The following is a 24,807-nucleotide window of genomic DNA, read 5'->3' as shown; positions in this document are numbered from 1 at the left end:
CGACCGCGCACGCCGCGCCAACGCAAACCCGCCATGCTTAAAACCGCGTCTCCCGCGCGACCCGCAGGAACGTATCGAGCAACGGCGTGCAATCGAGCAGCTCCGGGCCGCCCGCGCGATGAAACTCCGGGTGCCACTGCACGCCCATCACGAACGGCGCGCGCCGGTAGCGCACGGCCTCGATGATGCCGTCCGACGCCGACACCGCCTCGATATTGAGATCGCGGCCCAGCGTCTTTACCGCCTGATGGTGGATCGAGTTGACGATCGCGTCGTGCCGTCCGGGGAACATGTTCAGCAGCGTCGAGCCATCCGGAAAATGCACGCCGTGCCGGTGCTGATCGTAGTTTTCGTTGACGTGGGCGTTCGCGGTGGGCACTTCGGTCGCGATGTCCTGATATAGCGTGCCGCCGAACGCGACATTGATCAGCTGACAGCCGCGGCACACGCCGAGCACCGGCTTGCCCGATTCGACGAACTCGTGCAGCAGCTCGAGCTCGTACATGTCGCGCACGCGGTCACCGGGCCATTCGTGGCTGGTCGCCGATTCCGCATACGTCTGCGGCGACACGTCGGCGCCGCCTTGCAGCAGCAGGCCATCGAGATGCTTCGCATAGTCGCGCAGACGGATGTTGCTCGGGTGCAGCATGCCCTGATGACCAACGGTCGGGATCATGAACACCAGCACGTCGCGCGACATCACCCAGTGCGCGACCGACTCCTCCAGATACTGCAGCGTCTTGCCGCGCAAGCCCTTCGCGCCCGGTTCCGGATGGAAGATGCGCGCCGACACGCCGATGCGCAGCGTGCGCTGCGTGATCCGCTGCCCCGCGCGATCGAACAGCTGCCGCGCGCGCGCCGCGATGATGCGGCCGAACACGCTCCACGCGGAGTCGCTCTGCTTCAGATAACGCGGTGGCGACGGCGGCAGCGCGTTGGGTGGCGGCGGGTTCGTGGCGCTGAAATCGGGTGCCGCGCCGAAACCGGGCGGCGGCGAGCCGGGCGCGCGCGCCGCGGGTGCGGCGGCTGCCTCGGTGGCGATTTCGTCTTCGGTGGCGAGGTCCGCGGCGCTAATGCCGCCCGCGTGCGGCTCGCCGGCGGCCGCCGTCGGTTTGACGACTGGCTCGGGTTTCACCATGGTCGCGCCGCCGGCGTACGTACCAGCGCGCCGCGCTTCGCGCTCGTGCACCTTGGCTTCCTGCCGCGCGGTCGATTCGGCGGCGGCGCTGCGCGCCTCGGCCGCGTCGCGCAGCCGCGCCGTGCGCGGATCTTCGGGCGTGACCGACGATGCGCTGAGCGGATCGTCGGTCGACGACCTCGCGGTCGCCTCCTCGGCCGCCGGGCTCGTGTCTTTGGCGACCGACTGGGTGGCATCTTCATGCGAGGGAGGAAGCGAGGCGGCCGGTTCGGCCGGCGCGCTGCTCGGCGCGGGGGAGGCCGGCTGCGGACTGCCGGTCGTGCCGGCGTTTTCGGGTTTGTTTTCGCTCATGACTGTCGGACGGGCGCCTTACACGCGAACGAATGAATATGCCCTGATTATCCGTCAGTGCTGCAGGCCCCGCAAACCCGCACACAATTGCTCACATTGTTGCGAAGCGTTACACCGACCCCGATGAGTCAAGGATCCGGCCGCTCTTCGAAGGTTTCCCGCAACGCGATCTGCATCGACGCATGAATCTTCACGCACCAGCGCCACACGAGCGCGAGCAGCAGCGCGGCGCACACGAGCACCGCGACGAGCAGGCCAGTCGGCGGCAGGATGCTGCCCGACAGCGCCGCCACCAGCAGAAACACGCCGATCATCGACACGATCGGCACGAGATCGGCGATCGCGTGACGCAGCGCGCTCGTGAAGCGTCCCGCGGTGGTCGGCTGCACGCCGACTTCGGCGAGCAGCAGCGCGAGCGACTTGGTCTTGCGATACACGGCCACGAGAAACGGCAGCGAAACGACGAGCGCGACGCTCCACTGCACGACGCGTTGCAGCGGCTCGTCGTCGAGCCAGTGCGCGAGCAGCCGGCCGCTATGCGGCGCGCTATACGACACGGCCAGGAAAATGGCCGCGACGAGCGCGAGATTCACCGCGATCTGCAATACGATCCGCCGCGTCATGCCGATGAGCGTCGGCTCGCCGCGCGCCGTGATCAAACTGCGCAGCCATTGCCCGTACATGCCGAATACGTTGGACAACGTCGCGGGCATCGCCTGCCCGATGCGGCGCGTGAGCGGATCGGCGACGCGGATCAGATATGGCGTCGTCAGCGTCGTCAATGCCGACACGGCGACCGCGATCGGATACAGAAACCCGCTCGTCACCTTCAACGTCAGACCGAGCGTCGCGATGATGAACGAGAACTCGCCGATCTGCGACACGGTCATGCCGACGCGCATCGAGGTGCGCGCGTCCTGCCCCGACAGAAACGTGCCGAGCCCGCACGACACGATCTTGCCGACGATCACCGCGAGCGTGATCACGGCGATCGGCCACCCGTAGTCGAGCATCACGGCCGGGTTCAGCATCAGTCCGATCGTCACGAAGAAGATCGCGGAAAACGCGTCGCGCAGCGGCGCGATCAGATGCTCGATCCGATGCAGATGACGCGACTCGGCCATGATCGCGCCGATCAGGAACGCGCCGAGCGCGATGCTGTAATCGAGCTTGACGACCAGCAGACAGAAGCCGAAGCAGAAGCCGAGCACGGACACGAGCATCATCTCGTCGCTGCCCGTGCGCGCGACGTAGTTCAGCGCGCGCGGCACGAGCAGCACGCCGACCAGCAGCGACACCGTCACGAACAGCAGCAGCTTGCCGAGGGTGACGGCCGCGAGCCCGGCCGACAGCTGCCCGGTCTGCGCGATGCCGGTCAGCAGCACGAGCATCGCGATACCGAGAATGTCCTCGACGATCAGAATGCCGAACACGAGCTGCGCGAAGCTTTCGCGTTTGAGTCCGAGATCGGACAGCGCCTTCACGATGATCGTCGTGGACGAGATCGCGAGGATAGCGCCGAGGAACAGCGAGTCCATCGGCGTCCAGCCGAACGCGCTGCCGATCTCGTAGCCGATCCACAGCATCAGCACGATTTCGGACAGCGCGGCGACGATCGCCGTCGCGCCGACCTCGAACAGCTTGCGCAGGCTGAATTCGAGGCCCAGCGAAAACATCAGGAACACGACGCCCAGCTCGCCGAGCGTCTGGATCGTCTGTTCGTCGTGGATCAATTGGAACGGCGGCGTGTACGGTCCGATGATCACGCCGGCCGCGATATAGCCGAGCACCACCGGCTGCTTCAGCCGATGGAACAGCACGGTGACGACGCCGGCCAGCGCCATCACGACGGCCAGATCCTGGATGAAGCCGATGCCATGGTGCATGAGCGCTTTCCTTACAAACAGTAATCTCAGAAAGCGCAGTGTAGCAAACGAACCGACCATCTTTTTGGCGAATTCGCGCGCCGCGCCGCGCCGCCAGTAGCAGGCCGCTCGGCCGCAAAACCTTGCTCTACAATGCGGACGGACCTTTCCCTTTGGCTCCGCACTGCCTCGCTCATGCGCCCGCGCTGCGCTCAACCGGATTTCTACCGACATCATGGCCACTGAATTCGCCCCCTTCCCTCCGCTTGCCCAGCTTGCCGCCGATCTCGCCGCCGGCCGCACGACGAGCCGCGCGCTCGTCGAAACCGCGCTGGACCGGATCGCCGATCCGGCTGGCCAGGGCGCCGCCGTCTTCATGCACGTCGACACCGACGCCGCGCGCGCCGCCGCCGACGCGCACGACCGCCTGCGCGCGGCCGGCACCGTGCTGTCGCCGCTCGCCGGGATTCCGGTGTCGGTCAAGGACCTGTTCGACATCGAAGGCCAGCCGACCCGCGCGGGCTCCGTCGTGCTCGCCGACGCGCCCGCCGCGAAGGCCGACGCGGTCGCGGTCGCACGTCTGAAGCGGGCCGGCGCCGTGATCGTCGGGCGGACCAACATGAGCGAGTTCGCGTTTTCCGGACTCGGCCTGAATCCGCACTACGGCCATCCGCTGTCGCCGTACCGGCGCGGCGTGAAGGGCGACGAGCGGATTTCGGGCGGCTCGTCGTCGGGCGCGGCCGCATCGGTCGCCGACGGCATGGCCGCGGTCGCGCTCGGCACCGACACCGGCGGCTCGATCCGCATCCCGGCCGCCTTGTGCGGGCTGACCGGCTTCAAGCCGACCGCCGCGCGCATCCCGAAGCAGGGCGGCGTGCCTCTGTCGTCGACGCTCGATTCGTTCGGGCCGATCGGCGTGTCGGTCGCATGCTGCGCGCTGGTCGACCGGATGCTCGCCGGGCTCGAGCCGCGCATCCCGGCCGCGCGGCCGCTCGAAGGCGTGCGCCTCGGCGTGCTGACCAATTTCGTGACCGACGGCGTCGAGCCCGAAGTCGCGCGCGCGATCGATACCGCGCTCAAGCATCTGGAGGCGGCCGGCGCGATCGTCAGCGAGGTGCGCTTCGCGCCGCTCGACCGGCTGCCGGAGATCAACCGCTTCGGCTTTTCGTCGATCGAGGCGTATGCGTGGCATCGTCCGCTGCTCGACAAGCATCGCGAGCAGTACGATCCGCGCGTGCTCGCGCGCATCATGAAGGGGCAGCCGGCCAGCGCGGTCGATTATCTGGACCTCGTCGCCGAGCGCGACGCGATGCTCGACGAAGCCGCGCGCACGCTGTGGCAGCGTTTCGACGCGCTCGTCGCGCCGACCGTGCCGGTCGTGCCGCCGCGCCTCGCCGACCTGCTCAACGACGACGACGCGTTCGGCCGCACCAATGCGCTGATCCTGCGCAATCCGAGCGCGTTCAACTTCCTCGATAGCTGCGCGCTGTCGCTGCCGTGCCATCTGCGCGGCGACGCGCCGGTCGGCCTGATGCTGGCGGGCGCACCGCACGCCGACGACGCGTTGCTCGCGATCGGCCGCGCGGCCGAGGCAGTGCTGAAAGCGATCCGGTAAAGCGCGCCGGGGTTGGCCGCCCGGCGCGGTCGCCGCCGCGCCAATGTTCAGGCAATAAGTGGCGCGGCCGGGGTTCGCGCTAGAATCGCGGGCACCCGCCCTTTCGTCTCCAGACCAATCGATGATCCATGACTAACGACTCCGCAATGCTGCGCCGCGAGCGCACCCTGCTGGTTCTGCTCGGCCTGATCTGCCTCGCCCTCGTGGGCGGTGCGTTGTATCTGCAGTTCGGCCTGCGCGAAGACCCGTGCCCGCTGTGCATCATCCAGCGCTATTTCTTCCTGCTGATCGCGATCTTCGCGTTCCTCGGCGCGAGCTTCAGGCACTGGCGCGGCGTGCGCCTGCTCGAAGTGATGGCGGCGCTGTCGGCGCTCGCCGGCATCGCGACCGCGGCGCGCCATGTGTACATCCAGGCGAATCCTGGCTTCAGCTGCGGCTTCGACGCACTGCAACCGGTGGTCGACAGCCTGCCCCCCGCGCACTGGCTGCCAAGCGTGTTCAAGGTTGCGGGCCTCTGCGAAACCGCCTATCCGCCGATTCTCGGGCTGACGCTGCCGATGTGGTCGGGCGTCGCGTTTATCGTCGCGTTCGTCGCGCTGGTGCTGAGCCTCGTGCGCAATCGCCGTCGGGTGGCCTGACGGCGGTGAAACCTGGTCGAGCGAGCTTCGAACGCCGTCTGAAGCGCCGAACTCGCCGCCAGGGCGCTTACCGATTCGCATCGCCAATGACGCCGGACTTCGTGTTGCCCATGCCGGGCACCGAAGTCCGGCGTTTTTTCTGCCCGACGTTCTCGCCTCGGCGCGAATCGTACCCGGATCATGACCGCCGCCGCATGAGCTTCATGCGACACGGGAAATATTTTCGGGCCGGGGTAGTGCTATCTTCGGGTATGGATGGCGATCTACGTGCGCGAGGCCGGCTTTTTGCGACCCCATGCGTAACGCGCGCCCGGTCCGCACTGTCTTCCGATTCGCCATGACAACGCAAACCATCCGCTTCTACCATCAGGGGTCCGTCCGCGAGGTCGCGGGCGTGCCGGCGACGCGCACCGTGCTGCAGCACCTGCGCGAGGACTTGCGCTGCACCGGCACCAAGGAAGGCTGCGCGGAAGGCGACTGCGGCGCATGCACGGTCGTGATCGGCGAACTCGATGCGCGCGGCGACCTCACGTTGAAGGCGGTCAACGCCTGCATCCAGTTCCTGCCGACACTCGACGGCCGCGCCCTCTTCACCGTCGAAGACCTGCGCGCCGCGAACGGCGCGCTGCATCCGGTGCAGCAGGCGCTGGTCGACTGCCACGGTTCGCAATGCGGCTTCTGCACACCCGGCTTCGTCATGTCGATGTGGGCGCTCTACGAGAACCAGCCCGTCAGCGCCGGCCTGCCGACCCGCGATGAAATCGACGCCGCGCTGTCCGGCAATCTGTGCCGCTGCACGGGCTACCGGCCGATCATCGACGCCGCGCAGAAGATGTTCGACTACGCGCAGCATCCGCGCGTCGCGCTCGACCGCGAGGCCATCGCGACCACGCTGCGCACGCTGCAACGCGAAGACACGTTCGAATACAGCGCGCCCGGCACCCGCGGCGCCGCCTTCGGCTCGCCCACCTTCCACGCCCCGCTCACGCTCGACGCGTTCGCGACCCTGCGCGCGCAGCACCCGGACGCGCGCATCGTCGCGGGCAGCACCGACGTCGGCTTGTGGGTCACCAAGCAGTTCCGTGATCTCGGCGATCTGCTGTACACCGGCAACGTCGCGGAACTGAAGACGATCGCGGGCGACGCGCAAACGCTGACCATCGGTGCGGCGGTCACGCTCGAGGACGCGTACGCGGCGCTCACCGCCGACTACCCTGAACTCGCCGAACTATGGACGCGCTTCGCATCGCTGCCGATCCGCAATGCGGGCACGCTCGGCGGCAACGTCGCGAACGGCTCGCCGATCGGCGATTCGATGCCGGCACTGCTCGCGCTCGGCGCCGACGTCGAGTTGCGCCGCGATCGCACGACCCGCACCGTGCCGCTCGACGCGTTCTACCTCGGCTATCAGAAGACCGCGCTCGCGGAAGGCGAATTCGTCAGCGCGCTGCGCGTGCCTCGCCCGGCTGGCGCGCTGCGGTTTCGCACCTACAAGGTGGCGAAGCGTTACGACCAGGACATCTCGGCGGTGTGCGCGGCGTTTGCGCTGCACGTCGCGGAAGATGGCACGATCCGCGCGGCGCGGGTCGCGTTCGGCGGCATGGCGGCGACGCCGAAGCGGGCCGCGCATGCCGAAGCCGCGCTCAACGGCGCGGCGTGGAACGAACCGACGGCCCGTCGCGCGATGGACGCGCTCGCCGCCGACTACCAGCCGCTCACCGACATGCGCGCGTCGAGCGCGTATCGGCTGAGGGTCGCGCGCAACCTGCTGTGGCGCTTCTACCTCGAAACGCGCGACGACGCGCCGCTCGCGCTCTGCGACGTGAACGCGTTCGCGTTCGAGGCCAACGCAATCGTCGTGAAGGAGTCGCCGTGATGAACCGGACCGATGCCTTTATCGAACCCGCGGGCGCGCGTGCCGATCAACGCGAGGACGCGTCGATCGGCGTACCGCTGCCGCACGAATCCGCCGCGCTGCACGTGAGCGGCGAAGCGACCTACACGGACGACATCGCCGAGCTGCACGGCACGCTGCACGCGGCGCTCGGCCTGTCGCGCCATGCGCATGCGCGCATCGTGTCGATGGATCTCGACGCAGTGAGAAACGCGCCCGGCGTGATCGCGGTGCTGAGTGCCGACGATATCCCCGGCGAAAACAATTGCGGCCCGGTGCTGCACGACGATCCGATCCTCGCCGACGGCGAAGTGCTCTATCTGGGCCAGCCGGTCTTCGCGGTGATCGCCGAGAGCCACGAACTCGCACGTCGCGCCGCCGCGCTCGCGAAAAGCGACGACGTGATCCGCTACGAGCCGCTCGACGCGATCCTCACCGTCGCCGATGCGAAAGCCGCGAAGCAGTTCGTGCTGCCGCCACTGCATCTGCGGCGCGGCGACCCCGACGCGAAGATCGCCGCCGCGCCGCATCGACTGGCCGGCAGGTTCGAGGTCGGCGGCCAGGAGCAGTTCTATCTCGAAGGCCAGATCGCCTATGCGGTGCCGAAGGAAATGGACGGCATGCTCGTCTACAGCTCGACGCAGCATCCGAGCGAGATGCAGCAGGTCGTCGCGCACATGCTCGATTGGCCCGCGCATAACGTCGTCTGCGAATGCCGGCGCATGGGCGGCGGCTTCGGCGGCAAGGAATCGCAATCGGCGCTGTTCGCGTGCGTGGCCGCGCTTGCGGCGCAACGCCTGCGTCGCCCGGTCAAGCTGCGCGCCGATCGCGACGACGACTTTCTGATCACCGGCAAGCGCCACGATGCGGTCTACGAGTACGAAGCGGGCTTTGACGAGCAAGGCCGCCTGCTTGGCGTGCGCGTCGAAATCGCATTGCGCGCCGGCTATTCCGCGGATCTGTCCGGCGCGGTCGCGACGCGCGCGGTGTGCCACGTCGACAACGCGTACTACCTGTCCGACGTCGATATCGTCGCGCTGTGCTGCAAGACCAATACGCAGTCGAACACCGCGTTTCGCGGCTTCGGCGGACCGCAAGGCGCGCTCGTGATGGAGGTGCTGCTCGACGGCATCGCGCGCGAGCTGCGGCTCGATCCGCTCGACGTGCGGCTCGCGAATTACTACGGCGTCGGCGAACGCGATACGACGCCGTACGGACAACGCGTCGAAGACAACATCATCGCGCCGCTGACCGACGCGCTGCTAGATTCGAGTGACTACCGCGCGCGTCGCGCGGCACTCGCCGAATTCAATGCGAAGAGTCCCGTGCTCAAACGCGGCCTCGCGTTTTCGCCGGTCAAGTTCGGCATCTCGTTCAACGTGCCGTTCCTGAATCAGGCCGGCGCGCTCGTGCACGTGTACAAGGACGGCTCCGTGCTCGTCAATCACGGCGGCACCGAGATGGGCCAGGGGCTCAACACGAAAGTCGCGCAGGTGGTCGCGAATCAGTTCGGCTTGCCGTTCGCGCGCGTCCGGGTGACCGCGACCGATACCTCGAAGATCGCCAACACGTCGGCCACCGCGGCCTCGACCGGCAGCGACCTGAACGGCATGGCCGCCGAAGCCGCCGCGCGGACGATCCGCGCGCGGCTCGCGGAACTCGCGGCGCGCCAGCTCGGTGGCGACGCCAACGACGTGCAGTTCGCGCGCGGCAGCGTGTCGGTGAACGGCGGCGCGCTGCCGTTCGAACAGCTCGTCAACGCCGCGTATCTCGCGCGCGTGCAGTTGTGGTCGGACGGTTTCTACGCGACGCCGAAAGTGCATTGGGATGCGAAGTCGCTGACCGGTCATCCGTTCTACTACTTCGCGTATGGTGCGGCGGTGTCGGAGGTCGTCGTCGATACGCTGACCGGCGAGTGGAAGCTCCTGCGCGCGGACTTGCTGCACGACGCGGGCCAGTCGATCAATCCGGCGATCGATCTCGGCCAGATCGAAGGCGGCTTCATTCAGGGCATGGGCTGGCTCACCACTGAAGAGCTATGGTGGAGCCGCGACGGCCGCCTGATGACGCACGCGCCGTCGACGTACAAGATTCCCGCGGTCAGCGACACGCCCGCCGCGTTCCACGTTCGGCTCTACGACAACAGCAACGCCGAGCCGACCGTGTTCCGCTCGAAGGCGGTCGGCGAGCCGCCGTTGCTGCTGCCGTTTTCGGTGTTTCTCGCGATTCGCGACGCGATCGCGGCCGCAGTGCCGGGCGCGCGACATGCTCCGCCGTTGCGCGCGCCGGCGACGCCCGAGGCGATACTCGATGCGCTGGACACGTTGAGTGCGATGAACGCGTCGCAGAACGCAGATCCGACCGAAGCCGCCGCGCACCCCGATAGCCCCGACACAAACACGCAACCCGCCGCGCAAACGCCCCACGCGGCCCCCCACGGAGAATCGCCGGATGCAAGCCTGGCTCACTGACCTGCAACATCTGCTCGCGCATGGCGACGCCGCCGTGCTGGTGACGGTCGCGCGCGTCGAAGGTTCGGCGCCGCGCGAAGCCGGCACGAAGATGATCGTCACGCGCGAGGCGGCCAGGCATACGATTGGCGGCGGCCACCTCGAATGGAAGGCGATCGAGACCGCGCGCCAGGTGCTGCGCGACGGCATGCGCGCGCCGCACATGCGGCGGCTCGAACGCTTCGCGCTGGGGCCGAGCCTCGGCCAGTGCTGCGGCGGCGCCGTGATCCTCGCGTTCGAGCGGCTCGACGTCGGCGATCTCGGCTGGCTCACGTCGCTCGCCAAGCGCCTCGCGGCGGGGCAATCGACGGTGCGCAGCGTATCATTCGGCCCCGCGCCGGATGCGGTGATGCTGTCCGAGCCCGAGCCCGGCATCGACGGCGCCGACTGTCTGCTGTGGGACGGCGCCGGTTTCGACGACAGCAGCGCGCTCCTGACCGAAACCATCGCGCCGGGCGAATTCGCCGTCGTGCTGTTCGGCGCCGGTCACGTCGGCGCGGCGCTCGTGCGCGTGCTGGCGACACTGCCTTGCACGGTGCGCTGGGTCGACGAGCGCGACGCGCAGTTTCCGTCGCTCGATGCGCTGCACGCGCCGAACGTGAGGATCGACGCGAACGACGCACCCGACGAGGCGATCGATCAGGCCACGCCGAACACGTACTTCGTCGTGATGACGCACAACCACGCGCGCGATCTCGAACTGGCCGAACGCATCCTGCGGCGCGGCGACTTCGCGTTCTTCGGCATGATCGGCTCGCATACCAAGCGCAAGCAGTTCGAGCATCGGCTCGCGGCTCGCGGCATCGATCCGGCGCGGATCGCGCGGATGAAATGTCCGCTCGGCGTCGACGGCATCGTCGACAAGTCGCCCGAGGTCATCGCGATCTCGGCGGCCGCGCAGGTGCTGCAGGCCGTCGAGGCGAACGCGGGTGCGCGCCACCCGACGCAGGCGGTTTGATACGCGGCCTGCGCCGCTCGTTACCCAACACACAATTCCAAACCACGATGAACCCGACAACCGCTACCCCTGTTTCCTCCGTTACGCTCGCCGACAAAACCGCGCGCGCACCGAAGGCCGAGCTGCATATCCACATCGAAGGCTCGCTCGAACCCGAGCTGATTTTCGCGCTCGCGCAACGCAACGGCGTGAAGCTCGCCTACGACTCGGTGGAAGCCTTGCGCGCCGCCTATGCGTTCACCGACCTGCAATCGTTCCTCGACATCTACTACGCGGGCGCGAGCGTGCTGCTGCACGAGCAGGACTTCTACGACATGACGATGGCCTACGTCGAGCGCTGTCTCGCCGACAACGTCGTGCATAGCGAAATCTTTTTCGACCCGCAGACGCATACCGAGCGCGGCGTGCGAATCGCGACCGTCGTGGCCGGCATCGAACGCGCGCTCGCCGACGCGGAGAAGCGCGGCATGTCGAGCAAGCTGATCCTGTGTTTCCTGCGCCATCTGTCCGAGGACGATGCGCTCGCCACCTTCGACGAAGCGCTGCCGCTGTTCGAGCAGTACGAGCATCGGCTGATCGGCGTCGGGCTCGATTCGTCGGAACGCGGCCATCCGCCGTCGAAGTTCGAGCGCGTGTTCGCGAAGGCGCGCGCGCTCGGTCTGAAGCTCGTCGCGCATGCGGGCGAGGAAGGCCCGCCGTCCTACATCTACGAGGCGCTCGACGTGCTGAAGGTCGACCGCGTCGATCACGGCGTGCGCAGCATCGAGGACCCCGCGCTCGTCACGCGTCTCGCCGATACGCGCGTCGCGCTGACCGTGTGCCCGCTGTCGAACCTGAAGCTGTGCGTGTTCGACGACCTGACCAGGCACACGCTGAAAGACCTGCTCGATCGCGGCGTCGCGGTGACCGTCAATTCCGACGATCCGGCCTATTTCGGCGGCTACGTGAACGCGAACTATCTGGCGACGATCGACGCGCTGAAGCTCGACGACGCCGAGGTCTACACGATCATCCGCAACGGCTTCGAGGCGTCGTTCGTGACGCCCGAGGAACGCGCGATGCTGATCGGTAAGCTCGACGCGTATTGGCGGCACTGAGTGGCGGCACTGAGTGGCGGCACTGAGCCGCGCGCCGACGGATTTCAACTGACAGGCCTCGACCGACGTCGGCGGCCGGCGGCTTCGCTTCGTTCGGGCAAACGGCAACGACCCGAACCGGGAAGCCGCTGCCGCTGCCTGCGCCGCCCAGCTTTCAACATTCGGAGACAGCTTTTCCATGACTGAATCGGCTCATACCGCGCAAGCGGCGGCGCAAGCGGCATTCCGCGCCCCTCTGCTGACCTTCAACGGCGATCCGGCGCACGCGCCGAACGCCGTGGTGTTCCACGAGGACGGTCTCCTGATCGTGGAAGACGGCCGCGTCGTCGCGGCGGACGCGTATGCGGCGCTCGCGTCGCGGCTCGCGCCCGGCACGCAGGTCGTGGAGCGGCGCGACAAGCTGATCGTGCCGGGCTTCATCGATACCCACATCCACTATCCGCAGACCGACATGATCGCGTCGCCGGCGCCGGGTCTGCTGCCGTGGCTCGACACGTACACGTTCCCAACCGAGCGCCGCTTCGCCGACATCGCGCACGCCCGCGACACGGCGAGCTTTTTCCTCGACGAACTGCTCGCCTGCGGCACGACGACCGCGCTCGTGTACTGCACGGTGCACAAGGAATCCGCCGACGCCCTCTTCGCCGAGAGCGAAGCGCGCAATCTGCGCATGGTCGCGGGCAAGGTGCTGATGGACCGCCACTGCCCCGCGTTCCTGCGCGACACCGCGCAATCGGGCTACGACGACAGCGCCGAGCTGATCGGCCGCTGGCACGATCGCGGCCGCCAGATGTACGCGCTGACGCCGCGCTTCGCGCCGACCTCGACCGAGGCGCAGCTCGAAGCATGCGGCGCGCTCGCGCGGCTGCATCCGGACGTGTTCGTTCAGAGCCACGTCGCCGAGAACACCGACGAGGTGAAATGGGTCGCCGAGCTGTTCCCCGGCCACCGCAGCTATCTCGACATCTACGATCACTATGGGCTCTTGCGCCGTCGCGCGGTGTACGGCCATTGCATCTACCTCGACGACGAGGACCGCAGGCGCATGGCGCAAACCGGCGCGCTCGCCTCGCACTGTCCGACCTCGAACCTGTTCCTCGGCAGCGGCCTGTTCGACTTCGACAAGGCCGACTCGGCCGGCATGCCGATCGCGCTCGCGACCGATGTCGGCGGCGGCACGTCGTTCTCGATGCTGCAGACGATGAACGAAGCGCACAAGGTTGCGCGCCTCGGCGGCCATCATCTGACGGCGACGCGCATGTTCTATCTCGCGACCGCCGGCGCGGCCGAAGCGCTCGATCTCGGCGACAAGATCGGCACGCTGAGGGACGGCTCGGAAGCGGACTTCGTCGTGCTCGATCCGCAGGCGACGCCGCTGCTCGCGCGCCGCACCGCGCGGCGCGAATCGCTCGAGGAGCTGCTGTTCGCATTCGCGCTGCTCGGTGACGATCGCGCCGTGTATGAAACGTATGCGGCCGGCAAGTGCGTGCATCGCCGCGACGACGCGCGCCAGCGCGTGCCGGGGCGCGCGAAGATCGCGGCTTGACACCAGCTTCGGTTGAGACGCCCCAGTTGCAGACGAAACGCTAGTGGGCGTCTTGGTCCGCGAGTGCTCACAAATTGGCTATTCAGTGTCAATTTCGAGCGTCTCAAATTCGACGGCAATCTCAGCGCCAACTGTTGAGAAAACGTATGCGATATGGTCGGCACGGCGCTTTCCAAAATGCGCGGATTTCTTGAGTACCTCGATTGCCGCGGCGTATGCCTCATCACCGGGTTTCAACACCTCAATCGAATTGACGATGTTCAACAATCCACCATCAACGATGCTTGCTCGCGTCACTCCAAGAAAGGTAACGGTCGCGCGCCGGCTCTCATCGTACAACCCAAGTGTTAGTACGTTTGGTGTATCGGCGCCACCTTCCTTGCTGGTCGCAATCGCATCCAGGTACCAGTCATGAAAACCGCCGAACTGTTCTAGTGCATCTGTGATGGTCATGGTGGCTTGTCCTATGGAAGTATGGAGACCGGCCAGCCGTGATCGCGGCCCTGGTCGTCCCAGTTGTGGGCGTGCGGATTTGGCTGGCCATGATGGTTGTCGAAGTCAATATCAACGGTCGGGGTGCCTTGTGAACCGTACATCCGCCATTGCTTCTTTTTCCCCGGCGCGTTCTCAACCCACGTGTTGGGCATACCCTCAAACGGGATTCCAGCCAGTTCCGTCGAATCCCCCGACAAGTCGTTAGCGTAGTATGCAAACGGCTGGGCATCGCCGAGCAGCGTTGAGGCGCCCGCATCGTGGGCCAGATCGCCGTCGCTGTTGCTGGCTGCCGTGGCTGCGCGTGGAGCGATCAGCCCGGTTTGCCGGGTGGCTGGATCAGCCCGGCCGGACAGCATGGGTTCCCCGTTCGGGAGACCGACGGCCCTCGCCGCGAGATTGCTCAACGGCGTGCTGTGGGGGGATGGAAACAGGTCAGCCCGAGGGCCTTTAATGGCAAGACGAGCACCTCTGCGCAGATCGTCGAGAAGCGCATTAATGATCCACCAGCCATCGGTGTTGCGGTTCCAGTTTCGCACACCATCAAACGCCAGCAACTGACGATCAATGAGACGCCTGACCAGCGTTAGGTCCTCCTCCCACTTTCGCTGATTCAATCTGGCAATACTGAGAAATTCCTGGGTCTCCGCCTTGGCCTTCTGAAGGTCTGCGGCCCTTCCGAGGCACGCCTTGTAGTGCCGCTCATCGCAGATGACATAACAGGCACCGAGGGGCCTTTGACAGCGCAGCTCCACGGAGTGCATTTCAAATACGGACAAGGACATAGGCGTGTCGACGATCTATTTGAAGTTGCTGCCCGGATTGGCAGCATCCAGATAGATACCGTGCTCGGGGTTGTCCGAATATGGGCGACAGCCCAAAACCTCAACTGCCCTCGATCCCCTGGGACACGCCCAAAGCGCCGGCCCACCTCAGCCCGCCTTGCACACCTCGTGCAACGCGTTGAGGCGCCGCACCGGATCCGCGACATACGGATTCGACTCGTCCCACGCGTAACCGGCGAGCACCGCGCAGATCATGCGGCGGATCGGCGTCACCTGTTCCGGGTAGTAGATGATGTCCTGCAGCTCGCCCGTGTACCAGCGCTCGACGAATGCGCGGAACGTATCGATGCCCTTGCGCAACGGCACGTCGTAATCGGCTGACCAGTCGACCGGCGCGCCGTCGAGCTGCCGGTTCAGCGCGCGCGCCGCCAGATGCGCGGAGCGCAGCGCGATCGTCACGCCCGACGAAAACACCGGATCGAGAAACTCGCCCGCATTGCCGAGCAGCGCATAGCCCGGCCCATGCAGACTCGCGACATTCGCCGCGTAGCCGCCGATCTGCCGCACCGGCATCAGGAACGGCGCCTGCCCGATCAGCCGGTTCAGCGTCGGCTCCTGCCGGATCAGCGCGCGCAGCGTCGCCTCGCGCTGTGTTTCGGGCACCTCGAGAAAACTCGCCTCGGCGACACATCCCACCGAACAACGGCCGCCCGCGAGCGGAATCATCCAGAACCACACGTCGCGACGCTCGGGATGCGTCGCGATGCAGATCTTGTTGCGATCGATGTCGTCGAGCGCGAGGCCGTCGCGCACGTGCGTGAACAATGCGGCGCGCGTCGGCATGCGCGTCGGCGCCTCCAGCTTCAGCAGGCGCGGCAGCACGCGCCCGAAGCCGCTCGCATCGAGCACGAAACGCGCTTCGACCCGATACGCGCCGGCACTTTCATCGACGACGTCGAGCACCGGTGCCGCGCCCGTGCGCACCGCGCTCACGGTGTGGCCGAACCGCACGTCGGCACCCTGCGCGGCCGCGCAGCGAATCAGCACGTCGTCGAACAGCGCGCGCTCGACCTGGTACGTGGTGCCCCAGCCCGGCGAATGCTTGTCGCGAAAGTCGAACGACGAGCTCTGGTCGCGATATACGAAGTGCGCGCCGTTCTTGTACTGGAAGCCCGCCTCGACGACGGCCTGCAGCATGCCGGCCTCTTCGAGGTACGCCATGCTTTGCGGCAACAGGCTCTCGCCGATCGAGAAGCGCGGAAAGTGCTGACGCTCCAGCACCAGCACCGAGCGGCCCGCCTTACGCAGCAGCGCGGCGGCCACCGCGCCGGCGGGACCCGCGCCGATGATCGCGACGTCGACCACGGTCCGCTTTGAAGAATCGCTGTTCAAATCACTCCTCCAACGGTTTGCGTGCGTTGCCGCGCCGTATGCGAGCCTCGCCACGCTTCGAACATCAGGCTCGCGCAACTCCCGCCGAACCCGAAAGAAACCGACATCGCCGTGTCGATGCGCGCGTCGCGCGTCACGCGCACGAGCGGCATGTCCCGCACTTGCGGCTCCGGCGTATCGACCAGCGCGGTCGCCGCGATGAAGCCGTCGCGCATCATCAACAGCGTATAGATCGCTTCGTGCGCGCCGCACGCGCCGAGCGAATGCCCGGTCATGCCCTTGGTCGACGAAAACGCGGGCAACCCTTGCGCCGATGCACCGAACACGTCGCGCAACGCGTGCAGCTCTTCGAGATCGCCGAGCGGCGTGGACGGCGCATGCGTGTTCACGTAGTCGGGACGGCGGCCCGCCTGCTCGAGCGCGCCGCGCATCGCGCGCGCGATGCCGGCCGCACGCGGCGCGACCATGCCCGCGCGATCGGTGCAATCGCCGAAGCCGCTCAGCTCCGCGTAGATGCGCGCGCCGCGCGCGAGCGCATGGTCGAGCGCTTCGAGCACGAGCACGCCGCCGCCCGACGCGATCACGAAACCGTCGCGCTGCGTGTCGTACGGTCGCGACGCGCTCCGGGGCGTGTCGTTGAAGCGGCGCGACAGCGCGCCCATCGCGTCGAACATCAGCGTCGTGTTGTCGTGCAGCGCTTCGCTGCCGCCCGCGAGCACGATCTGCTGGCGGCCGGTCTGGATCAGCTGCATCGCCTGCCCGATCGCGAGCGCCGACGTCGTGCATGCCGATGACGGCGAATAGCTGACGCCTTCGAGCCCGAACATCTGCGCGACGTTCGCCGACGCGGTGCTGCTCATCGTATGCGGCACCGTGAACGGCGGCACCTTGTCGGCGCCGCGCGTGTGCGCGATCACGAGCGCCGCGTCGTAGCTCGCCATCGTGCCGACGCCCGAGCCGATCACGACACCCGCGCGCGGCGACTGCAATGAAGCGAGGTCGAGCCTTGCATCGTCGATCGCGCGTCGCGCCGCGTGGCACGCGAAGCGCGCGGTGTCGCCCATGAAGCGTTCGAGCTTGCGCTCGAACGGCGCCTCGTGCGCGACCGACGCCACGCCCGCGACTTGCGATGCAAATCCGCGCTCGCGCCATGCATCGAGACGCTCGATTCGCGAGTGCCCCGCGCGCAACGCCGCGCAGACCTGGTCGAGCGTATTGCCGAGACACGACACGATGCCCATGCCGGTCACGACCACGCGTTGCAGGCCTGTGCTCATCGAACGCGCCGGAAAATCAGCGACGTGTTGATGCCGCCGAACGCGAAGTTGTTGCTCATCACATACTCGGCGTCGATCTCGCGCGCGCCGCCGACGATGTAATCCAGCGGCGCACAAGCTGGATCGAGGTGGTCGAGATTCAGGGTGGGCACGTACCAGTTGCGCTTCATCATCTCGATCGTCCACCACGCCTCGATCGCGCCGCACGCGCCTAGCGTATGGCCCACATAGCTTTTCAGCGAGCTGATCGGCATGCGAGCGCCGAAGGTCTGCGCGGTCGCGTGGCTTTCGGCGATGTCGCCGCGATCGGTCGAGGTACCGTGCGCGTTCACGTAGGCAATCGCTTCGGGCGGCAATTGCGCGTCGCGCAGCGCGAGTTGCATCGCGAGCGCCATCGTGTCGGCGGTGGGTTGCGTCATGTGCGCGCCGTCCGAGTTGCAGCCGAAGCCGACCACTTCCGCGTGAATCCGCGCGCCGCGCGCCAGCGCATGCTCGTATTCTTCGAGGACCAGCGTCGCCGCGCCCTCGCCGACCACGAGGCCGTCGCGCGCGGCATCGAACGGACGCGGCGTCAGATGCGGCTCGTCGTTGCGCGTGCTGGTCGCGTACAGCGTGTCGAACACGGCGACCGCGGGACCCGACAGCTCTTCCGCGCCGCCCGCGAGCATCAGCGTCTGTTTGCCGGACTGGATCGCCTCGTACGCATAGCCGATCGCCTGGCTGCCCGACGCGCACGCGCACGAGGTCGGGATGATGCGGCCTTTGAGGTCCCAGAACAGGCTCACGTTGACGGCCGTCGTGTGCGGCATCATCTGCACGTAGCTGTTCGACGTGACGTTGCTCATCAAACCGGTTTCGAGCATCGTGCCGAACGCGCGGATCGGCTGCACCGAGCCCGACGACGAACCGTACGCGACGCCCATGCGGCCATCCGCGATGCTCGTGTCGTCGGCGAGACCCGCGTCGGCGAGCGCGAGTTCGCTCGCGCGCACCGAGTACAGCGACACCGGGCCCATCGAACGCACTCTCTTGCGCGGGTAATGCGCGGGGATCGTGAACCCGGGCAGCGGACACGCGAGCCGCGTATGCAGCGACTCGAAGTAATCCCACTCGGACATGCGCCGCACCGCGTTCTCGCCGCGCTTCAGGCGCGCTTGAACCGCGTCCCAGCTATCGCCGAACGCGGTCACGCCGCCCATGCCGGTGATGACGACCCGCTTCATCAGACCATCCCGCCGTTCACGCCGATCACCTGGCGCGTCACATACGACGCGCCATCCGACATCAGAAAGCTGACCACCGACGCGACCTCGGCCGGCTGGCCGACGCGGTTCATCGGCACGGTCTTCAGCGCGTGATCGAGCGTCACCTGTTCGAGCATGCCGGTTTCGATCAACCCCGGCGCGACGCAATTGACGGTGATGTTGCGCGACGCGAGTTCGACCGCGAGCGCCTTGGTCGCGCCGATCAGTCCCGCTTTCGCGGCGCTGTAATTGACCTGGCCGCGATTGCCCATCACGCCCGACACCGACGCGATCGTGACGATACGGCCGCCCTGGCGCGCGCGCACCATCGGCATCGTCAGCGGATGCACGACGTTGTAGAAGGCATCGAGGCCGGTTTCGATCACGACGTCCCAGTCTTCTCCGGTGAGCGCCGGAAACGCCGCGTCGCGCGTGACCCCCGCGCTGCACACGATGCCGTAGTAAGGACCGTGCGCGGCGACGTCGGCTTCGAGCGCCTCGCGGCACACCGCGCGCTCGCGCACGTCGAATTGCAGCACGCGCGCCGTGCCGCCCTGCGCGGCGATGCCCGTCGCGACCGCGTCGGCTTCGCTGCGTCCGGTGCGGCAATGCACGGTCACGGCGAACCCGTCGGCGGCCAACTTGTACGCAATCGCGCGGCCGATGCCGCGGCTTGCGCCGGTAACGAGAACTCGCCGGCTCATGAACTGATACTCCCTTCGATGAATGACTGGAAATCGGGCGGTTGAAACACCTTGATCACCGCTTCGGCACAGCGCGCGTCGCCGTCGTCGATCGTGCATTCGTAGGCACTGTGGCCTGCGTCGCTGCGCAGCAGCTCGCTCACGTGAACGCGCAAACGCGCGCCGCTTTGGAACACCGGCTGCAAGGCCTGATAGCTGCGCGAGCCGAGCAGCACGCCGGGACGCGCGTGGCCGCCGCCGCGCATCGCGACGAGCGCGATGTGCGCGGCGATCGCCTGCGCCATCAGCTCGATGCCGATCCACGCGGGCATCGCGCCGGCGGCGTCGGCATACCATGCGTGCGGGTCGACGTCGGCGAAGGCGCTCAGCGTGGTGTCGGCGAACGTGTCGATCGCATCGAGCAGCAGCATGCTGCCGCGATGCGGGATGATCGCTTCGATCGGCTGACGCACGAGTTGCTCGACAGTGAGTGGCGGAGTCGTCATACGCTTTACCGGGCGAGAATCAGACTGACATTGCTGCCGCCGAACGCGAACGAATTGCTCATCGCGTACTGCGTGCCCGTGCCGCGCGGCAGATGGCGCGCGCCCGCGACGAGATCGAGCGCGGGCAGCGCGGGATCGGCCTCGCCGTCCCATAGATGCGGCGGCAGCGTCGCGTTCTCGCGCGCGAGCGTGAGCCACGCGAAGCCGAGTTCGGTCGCGCCGGCCGCGCCGAGCAGGTGGCCGGTCAACGGCTTGGTGCCGCTCGCGGCGACGCCGCCGGGGAACACGCGCGCCATCAGATGCGCTTCCATTTCGTCGTTCTTCTGCGTGGCGGTCGCGTGCAGATTCACATAGCCGACCGCCGAGGCCGCCATGCCCGCGTCCGCGAGCGCTTCGCGAAGCGCGAGTTCGCCACCGACGCCCTGCGGGTCCGGCGCCGAAATATGATGCGCGTCGCTCGATTCGCCGAGGCCCGCGAGCCGCACCGCCGCTTCGTCGCGGCTCATCAGGAACACGGCCGCGCCCTCGCCGACGTTGATGCCGCGGCGATTGCGGCTCATCGGATTGGTGCGCGCGCTGCTGGTCGATTCGAGCGACGCAAAGCCCTGCACCGTCAATTCGCATAGCGAATCGACACCACCGACGACAACCGCATCGCATAGCTGCAATTGCAGCAGCCGACGCGCCGACGCGAACGCCTTCGCGCTCGACGTACACGCGGTCGAAATCGTAAACGCCGGCCCGTGCACGCCGAGCGCGGCGGCAGCGAACGGCGCGGCGGTGCCGATTTCCATTTGCCGATAGTTGAAGTTGGCCGGCAACGCGCCGGCTCGTGCGTGATAGACGAACGCGGTTTCGGCCGCCTCGATGCCCGACGTGCTGGTGCCGAGCACGACGCCGATGCGCTGCGGGCCGTAGCGCTCGCGCGCGGCTTCGAGCGCCGGCGCGATCTGCGCGAGCGCCGCGAGCAGCAGCCGGTTGTTGCGGCAGTCGTAGCGCGCGAGGTCGGCGCGCGGCGCGAGATCGAGCGGCGCGAGCACGCTGCCGACGAACGCGTCGCCGATGCCGGTATGCACGTTGCCCATGCCGGGCGAGCGCGCGGCGGCGAGCGCCGGCACGATCTCGTCGACGTCGCCGCCGAGCGCGTTGATCATGCCTAGCGCGTGCAAATAAACTGTTGGCGCTTTCATGCCGCCCTCCGTGGTTCCGATGACTTGCCCGAGCGCGCTGCCGATGGCATGCCGAGAGGCGCGAGCAGCACCGCCACCGCGATGCCGAGCGCGAGCGTGGTGCCGAAGCTTTTGAGCGCGGGCATCGCGCTCATGCCGAGCATGCCGAACGACAACAACGTGGTCGCCGCCGACAGCAGCACGCCGGTCCACACCGCGCCGAGATCCGCCTCTGCGCGCGCGCAGCCTTCGCGCAGGAACACCGCATAGTTTGCGCCGACGCCAAGCACCAGCATCAGCGCGAGCCAGTTGAACAGATTGAGCGGCACGCCCGCGTAGCCGAATACCGCCAGCGCGACGCCGACCGCGAACAGCACGGGCAAGGTCGTGGCGATACCCCCGCGCGCCCCGTAGCGCAGCATCAGCAGCACGCACACGAGCACGAGCGCGCCGCCGAGCCACCAGCCGCTATCCACGCGATACGCGCCGAACAGCCTCGACACGCTCGCGGCCTTATCGACCAACACGACGCCGGGCAGGCCGCGCGCGAGCGCGATCAGCGCGGGCTCGTTGCGCGGCGTCACGCCTTGCGGGATCACGACGGCCGCGTAGCCAGGTTGACGGGCCCGATTCTTGTCGTTCGATCCCACCGCGCCGAGCCACAGATGCCGATACGGCTGCGACCACGGCGCCGCGAGCCAGCGCTCCACGGTCAGCGGCGCGGGCGGCTGAGCGAAGCCGGCGAGCCACGCATCGGCGACTTCGTCCTTGAAGCCTGCTTGCAGCAGCGTCGCACGCAACGCGGCGAAGTCGCCGAACACATGCTGCGCGAGCAGCGCGCGATCTTCGCGCTGACGTTGCGCGGACGGCACGAACTGCGCGACCGACTGGTAGCCGCCGACGCTATCGGCGCTGCCGTTCAGCGCATCGAGCTTCGCACCGAGCGCTTCGGCGCGTTGCAGCACCGCTTCCTGGGTCGCGCCGCGCACGACGAAAAACTGCGCGCTGTTATCGACGCCGACCGCCTCGCGCACCGTGTCTTCCTGCGCGGCCAGCGACGCATCGCGCTGGATCAGCAGATGGATGTCGTCGTCGCTGCTCAGACGCAGCCAACCGGGCACCGACGCGATCAGCAGCAGCGCGGCGACCAGCCAAGCGCGCTTGCCGCCGAGCGCATGCTGCCAGCGCGCGAGCAGCCGCGCCGCGCCCGCGAACAGGCGCCGAGGGCTGTGCTTCGGCGCGCGCGTGAGCAGCGCGGGCAGCAGCCACAGCACCGACGCGAACGCGGTCGTAATGCCCACCATCGCGAAGCACGCGATCTGCTTCAACGCGGGGAACGGCACCCACATCAGGGTCGCGTAGCCGAGCAGGCTCGTCGCCAGCGCAACGCCCAGCGCGGGCCGTACCCTCCGCGCGCCGAGCCGCGCATCCCAGTCGCGGCCCGCGCCGAGATAGACGACGAAATACTGGATCGAGTAATCGACGGCCTCGCCGATCAGGCTCGCGCCGAACACGAGCGTCAACAGATGCAGCTTGCCGAAGATGAGCAGCGTCGCCGCGAGCGCGCAGACGATGCCGAGCGCGGTCGATACGACGCCGAGCAGCAACAGACGCGGCGAGCGGAACACCCACATCATCAGCAGCGCGATGCCGGCGAGCGACGCGATGCCGATCACGTGCACCTCGCGTTCGGAAGCGCTGCGCGCGGCCTCGGCGTAGAACACGGCGCCCGTGCGTGCAACCGATACGTCGGGGAACGTCTGACGCAACGCGCTTTCCGCCTCGGCGAGCGCCGCGTGTACCGCGCGCTGCGTCTTCGTTTCGTAGGCGGAGCCCGGCAGCGTCGCGATGACCAGCACGCTGGTCATGTCGCCATGCGCGTCGTGACGATGCGACACCAGCAGGTTGTCCTCGACTTCGAGATTCGACGTCGCGAGCGGCAGATTGCCGAGCCAGCGTTCGAGCCAGCCGAACGGATCGTCGGCGAGTTGCGTACTGAGGCCGCCTTGCAGCGGACTGTAGATGCGCTGCGCGAGCATGTCGTGCAGCGTCGCCGCGCGCGCGGTCGCGAGCGCGGTGCGATCGGCCGGCGCGAGCAGGCCGAAGCGGTATGGCAGATACAGCGCCGAGATCTGCGACAGGTCGAACGGCGGCAGTTCGGCCGTCACCGAGGCGAATGCGCCGCTCTTTTGCAACGACGCGCCCAGCTGCTTCGCGGCCGCTTTCGCGTGCGCATCGTCGCGGCTCGTGACGAGCAGCACGGTGCGATCGCCGAGCGCGCTCGCGAGCGTGTCGACCGCTTTCTCGGCGACCGGGTCCGCTTCGGTCGCGGGCAGCAGCGCGAGCAGATTGGTTTCGAGCGGCGACGCTCCGGCGAAGCGCCAGCCGCAATACAGCGCCGCCAGCAGCGCGAGCACGAGCCATGCGGCGCGCACGCCCCACGCATGTTTCGCGGTTCGCTGCTGCGGCATGTCCATCACGGCGCTCCAAACAGGCTGCGCTCGTCCGGCGTCGGCTCGGCAACGGCCGTGCTGTTCGCAAACTCGAGCTTCGTCACGTCGCCGTTCGCGAGCGTGATGCGCAGGTTTTGCAGATAATCGCCGCCGCTCATGTCGAGGCCCTTGATCGATTGCGCGAGCTGCGGTTGATTCGGCGTGAGTCGCATGCGCCATTGCCCGGCGCTGCCTTCGGCGCTCACGTCGAACTGCGAGTACAGCGCCGACAGATCGCCGCCGAGCATCGCGCGCATCATCTTCGACACTTGCGCGACGCCGCGGCTGCCCTGCGCGCTATGCGTGCTCACGCGGCGGCCGCTGGCGTCGAGCTGCGCGACGCCTGCGTCGGTGATCACGTAGGTGGCCTTGTACGGCGTGTCGATCCGCCAGATCACGCCGCGCTCGCGGAAGAACAGCAAGGTGCCGTTGCTGACGAGCGGCTGCTTCATCGCGGCAAGCGTCTGCGTCTGCGTGAATTGCGCGCGCACGCCCTTGGGCTGCGCGAGATGCGCGGCGATCTGCGAGACGAGCGCGGTGTTGGCGTTGCTGGCGGCGTTGGCGGCTGGAGCCGTATTGCCGGCGGTGGCCGCATCGGCCGACGCCGCTGCCAATGCAAGCGCCCCGATTGCGACGATCGCCCCCGCCAGCCGCGACACGAGCGCTCCCAGCCCGCACCGGTTCACCGTCCCCATACGCGCTCCAGCTTTTCGAATACGACCGGCGGCGACACGAACTGCAATTCCTCGGTGGCGGCATCGACGGCGACCTGGACCGTATAGCCCTTCGTGAGCCGCGCGCCCGATGCGCAATCGACGATTTCATAGCCTATTTTCAGGCGGTTTTCGTATTCGAGCAGTTGCGCGCGCACTTCGATCTTCTGTCCGTACACGGCGGCCCTCACGTACTTCAGATGCGCCTCGACGATCGGCCACAGATAGCCGGACGCCCGCATCTCGCGATAGTCGTAATCGAACGCGCGCAACAGCGCCGCGCGGCCCAACTCGAAGTACTTCAGATAATTGCCGTGCCAGCACACGTTCATCGCGTCGACGTCGTGAAACGGCACTTCGACGGTCGCGCTCGCGGCGAGCACGTGCTGCGTTTTCGCGGGCTCGCTCATGCGTTGACTCCTTGGCGATCGGCAGCGGCACC

The 24,807-nt window shown here is 67.6% G+C and carries 20 protein-coding genes; 7 read left to right on the top strand and 13 right to left on the bottom strand.

Translation table 11 applies throughout. From position 1 onward, the window contains the following. Positions 1–37: 37 nt before the first annotated feature. Positions 38–1,489: a gamma-glutamyl-gamma-aminobutyrate hydrolase family protein gene (locus F6X37_RS25775; RefSeq protein WP_187613247.1), complete on the bottom strand. Its 1,452-nt coding sequence runs from the start codon at positions 1,487–1,489 to the stop codon at positions 38–40. A gap of 128 nt (positions 1,490–1,617) precedes the next feature. After that, entirely contained in the window at positions 1,618–3,375 is a 1,758-nt protein-coding gene (locus F6X37_RS25770; protein ID WP_187613246.1) for a cation:proton antiporter, read from the bottom strand. Positions 3,376–3,589: 214 nt separating this feature from the next. Here F6X37_RS25770 and F6X37_RS25765 point away from each other — a divergent pair, with 214 nt between their 5' ends. From F6X37_RS25765 to guaD, 7 genes are all read left to right on the top strand, one after another. Continuing rightward, complete coding sequence (locus tag F6X37_RS25765; protein ID WP_187613245.1) at positions 3,590–4,969, top strand: amidase; 1,380 nt, start codon at positions 3,590–3,592, stop codon at positions 4,967–4,969. A 128-nt stretch (positions 4,970–5,097) separates the two neighbouring features. Beyond that, positions 5,098–5,607 carry a disulfide bond formation protein B gene (locus tag F6X37_RS25760; RefSeq protein ID WP_187613244.1) on the top strand — a complete coding sequence of 170 codons (510 nt, stop codon included), beginning with the start codon at positions 5,098–5,100 and terminating at the stop codon, positions 5,605–5,607. A gap of 337 nt (positions 5,608–5,944) precedes the next feature. After that, on the top strand, positions 5,945–7,483 hold the full coding sequence (gene xdhA, locus F6X37_RS25755; RefSeq protein ID WP_187613243.1) for a xanthine dehydrogenase small subunit: 1,539 nt from the start codon (positions 5,945–5,947) through the stop codon (positions 7,481–7,483). Further along, entirely contained in the window at positions 7,483–9,972 is a 2,490-nt protein-coding gene (xdhB, locus tag F6X37_RS25750; protein WP_187613242.1) for a xanthine dehydrogenase molybdopterin binding subunit, read from the top strand. The genes xdhA and xdhB overlap by 1 nt, the downstream gene beginning before the upstream one ends. Then, positions 9,953–10,969: a xanthine dehydrogenase accessory protein XdhC gene (gene xdhC, locus F6X37_RS25745; protein ID WP_187613241.1), complete on the top strand. Its 1,017-nt coding sequence runs from the start codon at positions 9,953–9,955 to the stop codon at positions 10,967–10,969. Before xdhB ends, xdhC begins: the two co-directional genes overlap by 20 nt. Positions 10,970–11,016: 47 nt before the next feature. Further along, entirely contained in the window at positions 11,017–12,066 is a 1,050-nt protein-coding gene (locus F6X37_RS25740; RefSeq protein ID WP_184027573.1) for an adenosine deaminase, read from the top strand. Positions 12,067–12,244: 178 nt separating this feature from the next. Then, positions 12,245–13,612 carry a guanine deaminase gene (gene guaD / locus F6X37_RS25735; RefSeq protein WP_187613240.1) on the top strand — a complete coding sequence of 456 codons (1,368 nt, stop codon included), beginning with the start codon at positions 12,245–12,247 and terminating at the stop codon, positions 13,610–13,612. A gap of 78 nt (positions 13,613–13,690) precedes the next feature. Here the strand turns inward: guaD and F6X37_RS25730 are convergent, their stop codons facing one another. The 11 genes from F6X37_RS25730 to F6X37_RS25680 all read right to left on the bottom strand — a co-directional run bounded on the left by F6X37_RS25730 (position 13,691) and on the right by F6X37_RS25680 (position 24,775). Further along, a complete protein-coding gene (locus tag F6X37_RS25730) occupies positions 13,691–14,065 on the bottom strand; it encodes a hypothetical protein (RefSeq protein WP_187613239.1) in 375 nt (124 codons plus the stop codon). An 11-nt stretch (positions 14,066–14,076) separates the two neighbouring features. Next, positions 14,077–14,889 (bottom strand): hypothetical protein, encoded by an 813-nt coding sequence (locus tag F6X37_RS37130; protein ID WP_262420021.1) that lies wholly within the window; start codon positions 14,887–14,889, stop codon positions 14,077–14,079. A gap of 147 nt (positions 14,890–15,036) precedes the next feature. Then, positions 15,037–16,281 carry an NAD(P)/FAD-dependent oxidoreductase gene (locus F6X37_RS25720; protein ID WP_187613238.1) on the bottom strand — a complete coding sequence of 415 codons (1,245 nt, stop codon included), beginning with the start codon at positions 16,279–16,281 and terminating at the stop codon, positions 15,037–15,039. Continuing rightward, positions 16,278–17,558, bottom strand: coding sequence for a beta-ketoacyl-[acyl-carrier-protein] synthase family protein (locus tag F6X37_RS25715; RefSeq protein ID WP_187613237.1), 1,281 nt, complete (start codon positions 17,556–17,558; stop codon positions 16,278–16,280). The genes F6X37_RS25720 and F6X37_RS25715 overlap by 4 nt, the downstream gene beginning before the upstream one ends. Then, entirely contained in the window at positions 17,555–18,781 is a 1,227-nt protein-coding gene (locus tag F6X37_RS25710; RefSeq protein ID WP_187613236.1) for a beta-ketoacyl-ACP synthase, read from the bottom strand. The genes F6X37_RS25715 and F6X37_RS25710 overlap by 4 nt, the downstream gene beginning before the upstream one ends. After that, a complete protein-coding gene (locus F6X37_RS25705; protein ID WP_090801376.1) occupies positions 18,781–19,506 on the bottom strand; it encodes a 3-ketoacyl-ACP reductase FabG2 in 726 nt (241 codons plus the stop codon). The genes F6X37_RS25710 and F6X37_RS25705 overlap by 1 nt, the downstream gene beginning before the upstream one ends. Next, a complete protein-coding gene (locus tag F6X37_RS25700; RefSeq protein WP_187613235.1) occupies positions 19,503–19,991 on the bottom strand; it encodes a hotdog family protein in 489 nt (162 codons plus the stop codon). The genes F6X37_RS25705 and F6X37_RS25700 overlap by 4 nt, the downstream gene beginning before the upstream one ends. A gap of 5 nt (positions 19,992–19,996) precedes the next feature. Further along, the gene (locus tag F6X37_RS25695) at positions 19,997–21,181 is read right to left on the bottom strand and encodes a beta-ketoacyl-[acyl-carrier-protein] synthase family protein (RefSeq protein WP_187613234.1); all 1,185 of its coding nucleotides are present in this window, start codon (positions 21,179–21,181) and stop codon (positions 19,997–19,999) included. Further along, positions 21,178–23,637: an MMPL family transporter gene (locus F6X37_RS25690; RefSeq protein ID WP_187613233.1), complete on the bottom strand. Its 2,460-nt coding sequence runs from the start codon at positions 23,635–23,637 to the stop codon at positions 21,178–21,180. The genes F6X37_RS25695 and F6X37_RS25690 overlap by 4 nt, the downstream gene beginning before the upstream one ends. Continuing rightward, entirely contained in the window at positions 23,637–24,347 is a 711-nt protein-coding gene (locus F6X37_RS25685) for a LolA family protein (RefSeq protein WP_187613232.1), read from the bottom strand. The genes F6X37_RS25690 and F6X37_RS25685 overlap by 1 nt, the downstream gene beginning before the upstream one ends. Continuing rightward, positions 24,335–24,775, bottom strand: coding sequence for an acyl-CoA thioesterase (locus tag F6X37_RS25680; RefSeq protein ID WP_187613231.1), 441 nt, complete (start codon positions 24,773–24,775; stop codon positions 24,335–24,337). The genes F6X37_RS25685 and F6X37_RS25680 overlap by 13 nt, the downstream gene beginning before the upstream one ends. Positions 24,776–24,807 lie beyond the last annotated feature (32 nt).

It is taken from the genome of Paraburkholderia sp. 31.1, assembly GCF_014397645.1.
Taxonomy (GTDB): domain Bacteria; phylum Pseudomonadota; class Gammaproteobacteria; order Burkholderiales; family Burkholderiaceae; genus Paraburkholderia; species Paraburkholderia tuberum.
The sequence above is the reverse complement of the archived record's forward strand: the minus strand, read 5'-3'. Positions and strand labels throughout refer to the sequence as shown.